Origin of the sequence: Alteromonas sp. B31-7 (assembly GCF_015767655.1) — a bacterium.
Lineage (GTDB): Bacteria > Pseudomonadota > Gammaproteobacteria > Enterobacterales > Alteromonadaceae > Alteromonas > Alteromonas australica.
Genome location: NZ_CP065233.1, coordinates 3,301,532 through 3,313,839, shown reverse-complemented (window position 1 = coordinate 3,313,839; position 12,308 = coordinate 3,301,532). Strand labels below are relative to the sequence as shown.

Here is a 12,308-nt window from a genome sequence, read left to right as displayed (position 1 = left end):
CGGACCTAATTGCATCGTGATTTGAATTTGACAGGTTGAGTCCAGACTAATCCAGCTAAGAACATAAGTCTCGGAGCTAATCTAGCTTCTCTCGCTTTTTGAATTCTAGAACGTTGCCTGTTGCCCCCGTTGTTTCCACATCGATCATTAACTCAATATGCTTGCATTCTTCAGGCATATGTTCCCACATAGCAACGGTCATTTGGTGCATTCTCACGGCTTGAGACTTTAAGCGTTTTTTATAATCTCCAAGCTTTTCTTCTTTCTTCTCAATTTCTCTCTTAAGCTTTTTGATTTCTTTTTTAGCTTTGTCTAAGTCTTCCTTAGCCTTTATGTGGAGAGGGTGGCCGCGAACCACAGTATCGGACACATTGCTTACTCCATGAACACGATTTGCTTCAGCGCTTTCGATCAGCGCTTTTGTTTCTGGATAGCGCCTGGCCGATCCATTCGATAACCCCGCTTCTTTCTCAACATTAGAAACAACAATTTTAAGCTTGTTGGCTTTAAGCTTTTGTTTCAACTCTCTGTTAATCGGCTTTTGATGAACAAGCCGCGCCAATGCGTCTCTTAGCTGTCTTTCTGTTGAGCTTAACTCCGCCTTGTCTGTCATGCCTTACGCCTTCCTTGTCGTTTCGATAACCAAATTCAGCACATCTTCTGCAAATTCATACTTTTCATATTTAAATCCTAGATCATCCATGATCGCTTCCGCAGCTTTTACCTGCATAAAGTATTTGGTTGCAGAACTGGAGTTTAATTCATTGTTTTCTTTTAAAAACTCAACGTTTCTCATTGCGTCCATACGGGAGGATTCGGCATAAACAGCATTTTCAATAAAATCATATTCGCAGTCTACACATTCACTTAAATCAATATTGATACGCATTGAACATTGAGTGTTAGTGCAATACATCCCAGGAGCAATAGCATGTAAATGTTCTTTACCGTTGGTCAACCGATCTATCCAGTAGTCAACCGATAGCTTGCGTTTGCTTACTCCATCTTCAAAATAACTTTCACCTTCGCGACTAATCTCAGCCGCTGCTGCTTGACCTTTACCTCCTGCGATACGCTTACCATTCGCCATTTTTTGATATATGCGAGCAAATATCTCAGCCTGTTGTGTGACTCGTTCTTTTTGTATTTCGCTGTAAAGTTTTTCAAATGAATAGGCATTTCGGGCATACCATCGCGTCATTGCCATCGACAAATGCGAAAATTGCTGCTTCAAGGCGGGGAAAGAACACAGCTCATAACCAATTAGGTAGTACGCGAGGGAGCGCCGTGTCTGGTGTGGCGAAAAGTGAAATTTATCACCCTGATTAAAAGATGTTTGGGTTGGGTCGGAGGTCTGTAAATGCCCCATATCTTCTGCTGTAAGTGTAAAATCAAATTTATCGCTGTTAAACCCCGTATTAATTTTAGTGTGTAATGCGTGCGTATTCTGATGTTCTCGATCGCTGATTCTGGCTAGCCCGATCAACTCTATTCCGGTCATTCGATCACAGACTTTTTCTTCACCACCCGATCAGTCTTTTATGCTTGTTAACTTCTTTTAATTTTAAAGAGGAAACAAGTATGTCAAAACCTACTGACATAGAACGCGTTAAAGCGGTTCTCTATCTTAAGCTTGATGAAAACCTCAGTAACCGGGACATCGCCAGGAGACTGAATGTGGGGGCTGCCACTATATCTGATATTCTCGGTAAATTCAGAACCCTGGATTGTGGCTGGCCGTTACCTGAGCATGCCTCCGATCAATGGCTACATCAGTCACTTTATCCTGACAGGAAAGCGGGCCGTATTAAACCTGATTATGGCCTGATGGATATTGAACTGCGGCGTAAAGGTGTAACTAAACTGCTGCTCTGGGAGGAATATCAGGCTAATTACCCTGATGCTTGCTATAGCTACAGCCAGTTTTGCGACAATTATCGTGAATGGAAATCCCAGCAAAAGCGCTCGATGCGATTTACGCATAAAGCAGGCGAGAAGCTATTTATCGACTTCTGTGGGCCGACATTACCGATTGTAAATCCCGGCACCGGAGAAGTGCGTAATGCCCAGGTCTTTGTTGCGGTACTGGGCGCGTCAAACTACACCTTTGCGATTGCCACAGAAAACCAGAAGCTCGAAAGCTGGCTGGAGGCGCATGTGGCTATGTTTGCCTTCTTCGGCGGCGTGCCGCAATTGCTGGTACCGGACAATCTCAAGTCAGCGGTCACCAGAGCCTGTCGATTTGAACCTCAGTTGAATACAGCTTACCAGTCATTAGCGAATCATTATGGCTGCGCCGTGATGCCTGCAAGACCTCTGAAGCCAAAAGATAAAGCGAAAGCAGAAAATGCCGTACTCATTGTGGAACGATGGATAATGGCAAAATTGCGGCATCAGGTCTTCCATACCTTATCAGGCCTTAATGTTGCTATTCGGGCGTTACTGCATGAACTGAATCAGAAACCATTCCAGCGATTACCGGGAAACCGACAAACCTTGTTTGAATCGCTGGATAAACCAGAGCTGGCCCCGTTACCCACAACACCATGGGAATACACTGAAATCCATATTGCCAGAGTCGGTATTGATTACCATGTCTTGTACAAAGACCATTTCTACTCAGTTCCTCACCTCTTTGTCGGCAAGTCAGTTGAAATACAGGCTTCTAAGCGGCTTATTCGGATTTACTACCAACGCGAGTGCATTGCACAACACATGCGTAGTGACCGAAAAGGTGGCTTTACCTGTGTTGATGAGCATATGCCTGCCAATCATCAGCATCAGAAATGGTCACCCGGAAGACTCAAGAACTGGGCAAAGCAGATCGGCCCTTCCACACTTGAAGTCACCGACGCCATTCTGCAAAGCAAACCACATCCAGAGCAAGGTTATCGGGCCTGCCTTGGGCTACTTAACCTTGCAAAGAAATACGGCGAAAGTCGCCTGGAACAAGCCTGTCGCCGGGCTATTGATATAGGTAATCCCTGTCGAGCCAGCGTGAAATCGCTGTTGCACACCCACCTTGATAATGCCCCGAAAGTGGATGACGTTGAAACGCCCAATCTCACTCATCACAACATCCGCGGCCCTAAATATTACAAATAAGGAACTCAAATGAACGATCTACTCATCCAACAATTACAGCAACTGCGCATGACAGGGATTGCGGATATGTTAAAACAGCAACGCGCTCAACCCAACACCTACTGTGAATTAGCCTTCGAGGAACGGTTGTCCCTGCTGGTTGACCATGAAATGAACCAAAGACGGACAAACCGCATCAACCGACTTCGTAAACAGGCACGACTCAGGTTAAATGCAACACCGGAAGAACTGTCATACGACAATGGCCGCGGATTACAAAAGCCAAGAATGGCCGATTTATTAAATGGCGGATATCTTAGTCATCATCAGAATATCATTGTTACCGGAGCCACAGGTGGCGGTAAAACCTATGTAGCTTGTGCGCTTGGTGAACAAGCGTGTCGCCAGGGAATACGTGTTGGTTACTGGCGATTACCACGATTAAACGAGCACTTACACATCGGTCACGCTGATGGCAGTTACACCAAGCAGCTAGCAACGATAGCGAAACAACAGCTACTGATCCTGGATGACTGGGGACTGGAAAAACTCACCGTCAAACAGGCAACAGACTTACTGGAGGTGGTAGAAGACAGGCACGGCGTAAGTAGCACCATCATCTGTAGTCAGCTACCTGTAGAGCAATGGCATTCAATGATAAGTAACGGCACGGTTGCCGATGCGCTACTAGATCGCCTCATCCACAATGCTCACCGGATAACCCTCACTGGGGAGTCAATGAGAAAGCAACAAACCATGAGGTAAATACCTGTGGCAGACTGCGGTCTGCCACAACTACTGATCGGGCAAGCCATAATACCAGTGATCGGGTGTATCAGAATTGGGGTGATCGAGAGGCCGGAATTAGTGATCGGGAAATGCCTAATACGCAATGCGCTCTTCCCTATAGGTTGGGGAAAAGCGATGTCCTTCAAGTTTGCAAACATTCGATGATTATTTTTCTTTGCAAATCTGTCGCGATAAGGCGTATTAATAGCATTTAACATATGGAAGGCTTTCCAACCCGTTTCCGTGGTTACAAACGTGTCATTTTTGGTTTGACTACTGATCGTAATTTTTGATTGGCGTGTAGTTAGAAAGTAAATGGTTTCCTTGCCAGTTTCGGACTCACATCCATTTTTATCGAAAGTCGTTCTTTGCGCACCGTAAACAGGACTCATTTTGTACAACTCGTCTACGCGCATTCCTGACAATGCCAAGCAAAGCCATGAGGCTTTTGTGTTCAAGCTTCTCAAATACTGTCTAAAACCAGCCCAGCCATAATAAGTGTTGCCAATGCGTGCTCTGAAGATACTAAGACATTCTCGTCGTATTTGAATGCGGGGTTGAATAGATGTGAATATTTGCATCCACCGTGGATCTTCACCTTTATCCGCTAAGGTTATTCCATTGTTGTCGAGCGCCTGGGTAAATCGTTCCCATGATTCTGCATAACCGCCATGAGGTTTATGGCTATAGCCGCTTCTAATCCTCAGAATTTTTCTTTTTACTTCATCGGAATAAAAGGAAATCATCTGCTCAACTGCTTGTTCGATTTCATCTCTTAATCCGTAGGCTTTTACGATATCTTCACTGTACCCTTTTAATGCCGCAAAATAGATTCGGGGGGGAATCACCACTTTTCCGTTTTGCGCATCAGAACTCATGTTGTACATCTTATGGGATTGATGTGAAAAATTGACCTTGAAAGGTAGCAGCCCTTTCAAGTGGACAAGACTATTCAACCCTATAAAACAATAGCTCCTAGAAATATCATACCATCCCTCAGTAACCAAAATTTCTAGATGCTCTTGATTCAATTCCTCAAATGAATTGATGCCACGTTTGATTAGTTGGGCAATATCCTTTCGAAGAGAGTTTTTTTTATTATTTATTGAAGCCAGTTCTATATGTTTAACAGAAAACCACATATCCGCTAATGCTACGCACTTCATTTGATTAAGCATGTGACGCTCTTTTTGATGAAGTACAATGACATTTTCTTCTTGCTCTGGCTCAATGTTAAAAATCAAGTTCGTGACCCCACTCCCTTTGTAGTCAGAATTTCTAAACGCCCATATATCCTCGCCAAACAAGATGGTCTTTTTTTGATCTTGATAGACCACCATTTTGTCTAATTCTTCCCAATCGCCTCGCAGTAGCGCAGGGAGAAGTTCCTGTTGCAAATAGTCGCCTCTATCACCAATTAAACGCATGGTATCTAAGGTTGAATCCATATCTTGTGAGTTTTCAAAAGACAGCATAGATATAGCCCTTATAAAAATTGGGTAATGGAAGATAACGAGTCGAAAAGTGGATAACGCCCTTTTTCTTCAAGCAAATCCTCAGCTTGTTCAACGGTCTCTAATGGGAGGCCGTCAAGGTTAGCTTGAAAGCGATTTATCTTTAATTGAATTACCGAAGCGCGTTCTGGGTATTGGTCAATGGCTTCACTTAACGCATCGAGAAAGCTCAATAGTTTATAAATAGCGTAGGGGTCATCAACGAGTTTGGCGCTTTTGCAAAAGACGCAAAGATCGTATTGATAGCAGGTAATATCTTGACCCTCTTCAATAATCCCTTTTTTTTCTGCGAACTTGCGTGCTGCATAATGCCAATCTTTCTCTGACAGCAAATCAATTTCCCCGCCGCAGCTAATGCCATTGGGGTTTGTAGGAGCATTACGTTGTTTCCAAACATCGTATTCTAAGACGGGAATTTCCAATTCTTTCTTAACCGATTCTATAGCTTCACTGCGGCTCTTGCCCTGGGCTATGTAGACTAACCCCATCATCCCTTGTGACATTTGCTTGTTGTTTGATACAGGGTGGCCGTTGGGGTAATGTCTTTCAGTTGTTTCAATATTGTGCTGCAAAATTTTTCGGGCTGTCCACCCTTTTTCTTCAGCTTTATACTCTAAGTTAGAATGAGTAGTGCGAATCCTACTGGCGGTAATATTTATAAAGTAATCACCGCGACCAATGCCACACAATTTTAACAGAACTTCGCGAATCGGAACCTCACCTTCTGACCACTGATAAGTAACATATTTACCACCCAGCGGTAGTAAGAATGGATGCTTGGTTGTTGAACTCCCCCCACCAAAACCATAATTTTTTCTGGGTAAAGGGTTTCTGCTCGCAGCATAACGCTCAACCAATTGAAGAAAAGGTTTGTATTTAGCTGCAACAATAAACTCACCTTTAGAGCCATCAGCATATTTGAAAGAAACTGTGATCGCTCCATCGGAATCTTTCTCTGAATAATTAAGCGGTATAAGCGCGTTCCGCAATGAAACATCAGTCATACATGAAAGAGCAGCGTAAGCAATAGGCATTGCTCTTATTGTTACAACTTGCTTTTTAAGAACGGTGACTTTTGCTTCCATCGTGTATACACCATCATCTCGTTTAATCTTGTTAAACGTGGTCATCTTTTGATCTTTAACAATGTCGGCGTAGGTTTTTACTAGATGGTCGGTCAACTCAGCTCTGCTATCAGAAAGCAAATTTAGGTTCTTTGATAATTGGAATGAAGCTCCAGACACATCAACCTTGCCTTTATCACCTTCGCTATTGAGGAAATATATCAGAGTGTCATAAGGGTCTTCGCTGTAGGTTTTCGAGAGGAGTTCGAGTGCTCGAAGAAAGGTAATTCCGTCAGTTTCTCCAACAGTGTCGCGCTTATTGATGTCAGCGACAATAAACCCAGCTTCCTCATCTTTGGCTTCGGGGTGGGAGCTTTCTTCTAAGCCTGAAAATAACGCTTTTACGTCCTTTGATGCACGACCTTTGTAAGCGCGAACTTGAGCAACTTTTGATGTCCGACCATCTTTATTTGACGTAACCATTTTAATGGGGTGGCGAACCTGTCTAATCACTGTGTCGTTAAATGCAGTGTAATAGGCAATCAAAGTGTAAGCTGCCGACATGCATTGATTAAAAGGACTCGCTAAGCCTTCTGAAGCTGAACCATTTTTTCTCCCAAGTGTAATCGTGATGTCACGATTATCTATTCTTTCAACCACAATGTTTTCTAGGTATTGAGGTGGGGGCGATTCGGGGTTTTCTTCTTTAAACGCAATAAGTTGAGTTACCAAAGAGAAAAAGAGAAGCTGAGTGCGTCTAACTAGTGCATACCATTCGCTTGATGTATAAGGTAGTGTAGCAAAATCTGTTATCTCACCAGTAAAGCTCTTAAGCGTGGCTTGCATGTCTGACACATCAAAATCAAGCACTGGAAGCATCGAGTCGAGATTCATCTTTTTTTGAAGAGCTGAGGATTCCAACAAACCAAACTCTTCACCATTATGATACTGAAATTGGTATTTTTTAGGCTCACTAGCAATGTCAACTAAGCGCCGTAACTCACCTGAGTTACCAGCGTAATAAAGATATCCAGCCTGACTAAAAGGGTCGAACTTCTTAATGTCGCAAAATGCAATGTAAGTCTTTAAGGCGCTTAATTTAACTACTAGAGACCATGCATTGGTTTCATTTTTCTTCTCTTGATCAACCCATCTTTTTAGCTTTTGCATTCTTTCCAGTCGAGAGGGTTTAGCTAATGGTTTTTTGGGATCACACTGTTCATGACACCAATAAATAAAATTGTGTCTTGTGCTGTTTAGCACCCCTTCTGGCCGTATATCAACGATAAAATCTAATGAAGTAACATTTTTCTTAGTAATCGGCGGAGCGGGTGATTTATTTTGATTTCTCGATGCTGCTAATCGACTTTTTGCCATATCATCACCTCAGCGATTGTTGTGCGAATTGATTTTTACGCTGAGCGAATTCCAACCATGTTTTATTGTCATTCATGTAGTTAACGTATTTTTGAGTGGTAGAGGTGCTTTCATGCCCCATCAAATCAGCCAGCTCCTGTAACAAAGCCTCGAAGGGCTTACCTGTTTCCATATGTTTGCTGTACAGCCAGTCGGTTGCGAAAGTGGCTCGTAAGTCATGAGGGGCAAAATAAATATCAAGCCCACAGTGTGTCAAATCATTGCGGATAGTTTCCACATACTTTTGAATGGTGTTTGGAGCGTAGATATTGCCATTCGATTTAACGAATAAGTGGTTATGGCGAAGTAATCCTTTTTCAATAGCCTTCTTCCTCGCCTTACTTAACTTGTACTCGTACAACAGATCCATGACACTGGCTGGGATTTCAATTGTTCTGTTTTTTTTGAACTTGGTTAAGCAACCGTTAATATTCTCACCAATTTGCACCTTAACTACTTTAGCTTTTGGCTTGTCCACGACAGAGGCAGGAAATGTTATTAATTCCTCCAATCTCAATCCCGTTTCAGTTTTTAAGTACACCATTAGGGCTTTAGTGTCAGATGAATTTTCAATATCAAGGTGTTTATAAAGCTCTTGTTTTTCATCTTCACGAAGTGGGTTAAGCTCTCGAATATCAGCATCTTGAGGTTTTTTTATGTTCTTAAATGGTCTAGTGAGACCTGTGGTGTATACAATAATTTCCTTACTGTGACTGCGATTGAGATGTGAGAGCATTTCATGTTGTGCTCTGTTTCCTTTGTTGCTTATGCGAACAGTCTTTGCCTTAAACTCAAATGGTCGAAAGGTTTTGCTGATTGAAATGATCCGCTGGCGATGAAGGAAGATGAAGTAATTGACAACTTTCAAAACATAGTTAGAGGCTGTACTTGGAGAACCACCGACTTTTCCAGTTTCATCCTTGGTATAAAGGTTTTCCAATAAATAGTCTCGATATCTCACGATTGGACTTTCCTCTACCTTCTCGGTGCAGTCATATATTGTTAACGGAGGTTTTTCATCAACCAGAAGGCCAGTCCTTGGGTGTGTATGTTCGGGGATTTCCGTGCTCAACCACCGATAGAAGCTCAATAACGCAACTGCATGGGATTGAATCGTCTTATCGGAGGATATATCTGGGTCTGCCAACAAAGAGTGAAGATATAGATTCACTGGCACCACATTGATACCATCGGGGTCTATTAAAATTGGAAGTTTATGAGCAAATGGTTTTGAGTTGTCCCTAACGTCATGGATGATCTCGCCACTGTCAGGGTGTGGCCTACTTATAAATGAGGGATATTTCTCCGTACTAATCCACATAAGACAATAGTCAAAGCCGAAGTCATCTGGAAACGACCTATTTTGTTCAATCACATTAACACCTAAATCATCCGTTATTCACACTGCTAAGCCTTCCCCCAGGGGGTTACGCGTTCATACATCTACTTTTTCAAGATATTTCTTAACCAATAGTAAAAATTGTAACCACCCCTCATCTCGACGTCTAATTTATACAACCTGAAACATTACAACATGTGATGTCTAAAGTATTTCCCAACTGTAAGCGCATAGTTGGACGAAAAGGCCAAAATGCCATGACGCAGCATTTCAGATTTGATCTGAAAGACGGGTACACCCATTTTTATACCGAGTAACTTAGCTTCACGCGAGCGTGCAACCACGCAGCCGTCATTGTTGGACAGCACCACAACCGGTGTATCTTTTAAATCAGGACGAAACAGCTTCTCACAACTGGCGTAAAAATTGTTGCAGTCCACCAAGGCAAACACAGGCATGGGATAGTCACGACTTACGGCGCATGTTTCGCACCACATTGGTGACCACACCAAATATCTCCAACTCTGTTCCTTCAGGAATATGAATGGGCTCATACGCCTGGTTTCTTGGGATCAGCATGACGCACGGCCTTAGTTGAAGCTCCTTTACCGTGAGTTCTCCATGGATTCCCGCTATGACAATGTCACCGTGTTCTGCTTGGACAGAGCGATCAACCACCAAAATATCATCTGGGTGAATCCCGGCATCAATCATTGAATCACCTTCAACACGCACAAAGAACGTTGCAGCCGGTCGCTTGATGCACAGCTCGTTGAGGTCGAGCATTTGCTCAACATAATCCTGCGCTGGTGAGGGAAAACCAGCAGAAACACGTTCCATGAACAATGGAATACGAAGGCGCTTTGCTTTGATGAAGGCAAGTGCGCCGCTACGGCCTATCAGCGAGACACTCATGACGAACCTCGAAAAATCATAATTAATACTGTTTGTTTATACAGTATCTAATGCTATGCTGATTTCTACAAGTAGAATTGTAGGTAAAACTGGTGTTGTTCGAGTAAGACGTTGTGTCGTGGGTGATTTCTTTTTTGTGTTGAAAAGCTTGATGTGGGGATAGCTCGCCCTCGTCAAAGCCTGCAAGGCTTGGACATTACTGCTTCTGCCTACTGCTCTTGTTTCTGTTACTGATCCTGTTACTGCTACTGGTTAACGCATGGGTCAAGTAACCGTCAGACAAGGCTTGTTGAACCCTTTGCAAAGGGTTTAAAAACAGTTAGTAAAATTCTGCTTCGTATTGAATTTACTGGCTTAAAGCGAAGTTAGGAGCACCATTAAAATGCTCAGTCGAACTCAGTTCAAGCCTTTTGCAACCGTTTGAAAAGGGGTTGGCTAAGCCATACGTAAAGGGTATCGGTAAGGGTTACCTAAAGGGTTTAGCTAAGGCTTTCTGAAAGGCTTAGCCAAAGCCTTCATACATGGGTTCACCCAGTAGAAAGATTAAAAAAACGCTTAGGTATCCAAGGTGCATTTAGAAAAACCTGTGGCACAGTGAAATCACCTAAAGCGAACAATAGAAGTGAAGAGGAACCATCAATGACAAGAGCCCCTGCGCCATTTCCGCTAGAGCGCCTCGCGGATATCCCAGAAAGGCCAGAAGATTTTAGATTGCTGGAGCGCATTCCATTAACGCGTGAACCGCAGTCCTGGCCACTTGAACTTTCGCCTATGGTCGGTGATGAACAGCCAATGGTGCTGCTCGATACAGAGACAACTGGACTGTCTGCCGATGATGAGTCCATTATTGAGCTTGGTATGGTAAAGGTGCTTTACAGCCCCTCTGCTCAGCGGATTGTGTCGATTGTTGATGTGATCAGCTTGTATGAAGATCCCAGCAAGCCAATCCCCGAGCTGATTACCGAGTTAACCGGTATCACTGATGAGATGGTGCAAGGCCAGCACATTGATGATTCACTGGTAGCGAGTTGGTTATCCGATGATCCGCTGGTGGTTGCACACAATGCACAGTTTGATCGTCCTTTCTTTGAAAAGCGGTTTGCTGCATTAGGACATCTATCTTGGGTCTGTTCAGCCAGTGGCATAGATTGGAAGGCGCTGGGTTTTGAAAGTCGAAAACTTGAGTACCTGCTGCTTCGCTTAGGTTGGTTCTATGAAGGACACCGAGCTGCAACCGATTGTTTGGCGATGGCCTGGTTGTTTCATTTGTTGCCCGAGTCCGTTGCAAACTTGTTGTCTGAAGCAGACAGGCGAACTGTATTAGTTCGTGCGTTTGGTGCGCCGTTTGACGTAAAGGACTATTTAAAAGAGCGCGGTTACCGCTGGCATGACGGTGTTAAAGGTGCCAACAAACATTGGTGGCGCGAAATCAGCGAAGACGAGTTGCCGCAGGAACAAACTTACCTGGATGATTTGTACCATCGTGGCTCAGAACATGCCCACTATGACTACAAAGATGCTCGCAATCGATTTAAAGCTTTGTAGCTCTCTACAAGGTAAGCCTTGCATATTTGAAAACCTCTGGAAAATGGAAAGTGAACTTACGTTATACCCAAACTACTTGGTGTTGCAGCTAGGCGGCAAGTAAGTGAGTCCCCATGAGCATAGATCTTCTATGTGATTGGGGTGAGCGAATGCAGGTAACACCGCTGCGGCTGCAAGTAGGAAGGGTATATAACCAACAAGAGGAATCTTTCCATGTACCAAGACACCTACATTGAATACTGGGGCGAAATCTTCGTCTCTGCCCGCATCATTGAATTTGGCATCACGTTCGAGCGCTTTCTAAAAGATCCATGGAAGCATTTGATGTCCTGTGGCCAAGAATCTGCACCGGACGCGATTGCTGAAGGGATGCTGCCATTGCTACCAGCCCAGGCAGAAGTTGCCAGGCGTGTTCGAGAGAGTGAGCAACGAGCCCTGATCTCTACAGAGTCGGACAAAGGGGTATCGCATCGCGGTAACATCGTGGTGCCACTGGTTCGGGTAGCGCATTGATAGCGGCTATCAGCAATGGCATGAAACAAGGCCTTCACGCTCATGACTCAGCGGCAATTGTAATCCAGATCAAAAAGTTGCCGCTTAGTCTTCCCTACAAAATAATTTGTGATAGGATGATACCTAATA

Annotated in this window: 10 protein-coding genes and 1 pseudogene; 4 read left to right on the top strand and 7 right to left on the bottom strand. The window is 43.8% G+C overall.

Annotation, left to right across the window (positions count from 1 at the left end):
* Positions 1-76: 76 nt before the first annotated feature.
* Positions 77-613, bottom strand: coding sequence for a hypothetical protein (locus IUA53_RS14340; RefSeq protein WP_061094524.1), 537 nt, complete (start codon positions 611-613; stop codon positions 77-79).
* Positions 614-616: 3 nt separating this feature from the next.
* Positions 617-1,501 (bottom strand): hypothetical protein, encoded by an 885-nt coding sequence (locus IUA53_RS14335; RefSeq protein WP_196897293.1) that lies wholly within the window; start codon positions 1,499-1,501, stop codon positions 617-619.
* A gap of 80 nt (positions 1,502-1,581) precedes the next feature.
* Here IUA53_RS14335 and istA point away from each other — a divergent pair, with 80 nt between their 5' ends.
* Together istA and istB are read left to right on the top strand one after the other, a co-directional pair.
* Positions 1,582-3,105, top strand: a complete 1,524-nt coding sequence (gene istA / locus IUA53_RS14330; protein WP_071979583.1) for an IS21 family transposase — start codon at positions 1,582-1,584, stop codon at positions 3,103-3,105.
* A gap of 9 nt (positions 3,106-3,114) precedes the next feature.
* Entirely contained in the window at positions 3,115-3,849 is a 735-nt protein-coding gene (gene istB, locus IUA53_RS14325) for an IS21-like element helper ATPase IstB (RefSeq protein WP_071979584.1), read from the top strand.
* Here istB and IUA53_RS14320 read toward each other — a convergent pair.
* The 5 genes and pseudogenes from IUA53_RS14320 to umuD all read right to left on the bottom strand — a co-directional run bounded on the left by IUA53_RS14320 (position 3,795) and on the right by umuD (position 10,121).
* The gene (locus IUA53_RS14320; RefSeq protein ID WP_196897292.1) at positions 3,795-5,348 is read right to left on the bottom strand and encodes a hypothetical protein; all 1,554 of its coding nucleotides are present in this window, start codon (positions 5,346-5,348) and stop codon (positions 3,795-3,797) included. The two genes, istB and IUA53_RS14320, sit on opposite strands and share 55 nt — an antisense overlap.
* Positions 5,349-5,359: 11 nt before the next feature.
* A complete protein-coding gene (locus IUA53_RS14315) occupies positions 5,360-7,828 on the bottom strand; it encodes a hypothetical protein (RefSeq protein WP_071979585.1) in 2,469 nt (822 codons plus the stop codon).
* A gap of 4 nt (positions 7,829-7,832) precedes the next feature.
* Positions 7,833-9,242, bottom strand: a complete 1,410-nt coding sequence (locus tag IUA53_RS14310; RefSeq protein WP_061094527.1) for a tyrosine-type recombinase/integrase — start codon at positions 9,240-9,242, stop codon at positions 7,833-7,835.
* A gap of 188 nt (positions 9,243-9,430) precedes the next feature.
* A pseudogene (locus IUA53_RS14305) lies at positions 9,431-9,664 on the bottom strand (Y-family DNA polymerase); the annotation flags it as partial.
* A gap of 7 nt (positions 9,665-9,671) precedes the next feature.
* On the bottom strand, positions 9,672-10,121 hold the full coding sequence (gene umuD, locus IUA53_RS14300; protein WP_015066540.1) for a translesion error-prone DNA polymerase V autoproteolytic subunit: 450 nt from the start codon (positions 10,119-10,121) through the stop codon (positions 9,672-9,674).
* 639 nt (positions 10,122-10,760) lie between these two features.
* Between umuD and IUA53_RS14295 the strand changes: the two genes are divergently transcribed.
* Both IUA53_RS14295 and IUA53_RS14290 read left to right on the top strand, forming a co-directional pair.
* Positions 10,761-11,666, top strand: coding sequence for a 3'-5' exonuclease (locus IUA53_RS14295; RefSeq protein ID WP_015066541.1), 906 nt, complete (start codon positions 10,761-10,763; stop codon positions 11,664-11,666).
* A 213-nt stretch (positions 11,667-11,879) separates the two neighbouring features.
* Positions 11,880-12,179, top strand: a complete 300-nt coding sequence (locus tag IUA53_RS14290; RefSeq protein WP_015066542.1) for a hypothetical protein — start codon at positions 11,880-11,882, stop codon at positions 12,177-12,179.
* Positions 12,180-12,308 lie beyond the last annotated feature (129 nt).

Bases quoted from the DNA above. Each gene is read 5' to 3' on its own strand.
- IUA53_RS14340 (WP_061094524.1), bottom strand. From the start codon at position 613: ATGACAGACAAGGCGGAGTTAAGCTCAACAGAAAGACAGCTAAGAGAC.
- IUA53_RS14335 (WP_196897293.1), bottom strand. From the start codon at position 1,501: ATGACCGGAATAGAGTTGATCGGGCTAGCCAGAATCAGCGATCGAGAA.
- istA (WP_071979583.1), top strand. From the start codon at position 1,582: ATGTCAAAACCTACTGACATAGAACGCGTTAAAGCGGTTCTCTATCTT.
- istB (WP_071979584.1), top strand. From the start codon at position 3,115: ATGAACGATCTACTCATCCAACAATTACAGCAACTGCGCATGACAGGG.
- IUA53_RS14320 (WP_196897292.1), bottom strand. From the start codon at position 5,348: ATGCTGTCTTTTGAAAACTCACAAGATATGGATTCAACCTTAGATACC.
- IUA53_RS14315 (WP_071979585.1), bottom strand. From the start codon at position 7,828: ATGGCAAAAAGTCGATTAGCAGCATCGAGAAATCAAAATAAATCACCC.
- umuD (WP_015066540.1), bottom strand. From the start codon at position 10,121: ATGAGTGTCTCGCTGATAGGCCGTAGCGGCGCACTTGCCTTCATCAAA.
- IUA53_RS14295 (WP_015066541.1), top strand. From the start codon at position 10,761: ATGACAAGAGCCCCTGCGCCATTTCCGCTAGAGCGCCTCGCGGATATC.
- IUA53_RS14290 (WP_015066542.1), top strand. From the start codon at position 11,880: ATGTACCAAGACACCTACATTGAATACTGGGGCGAAATCTTCGTCTCT.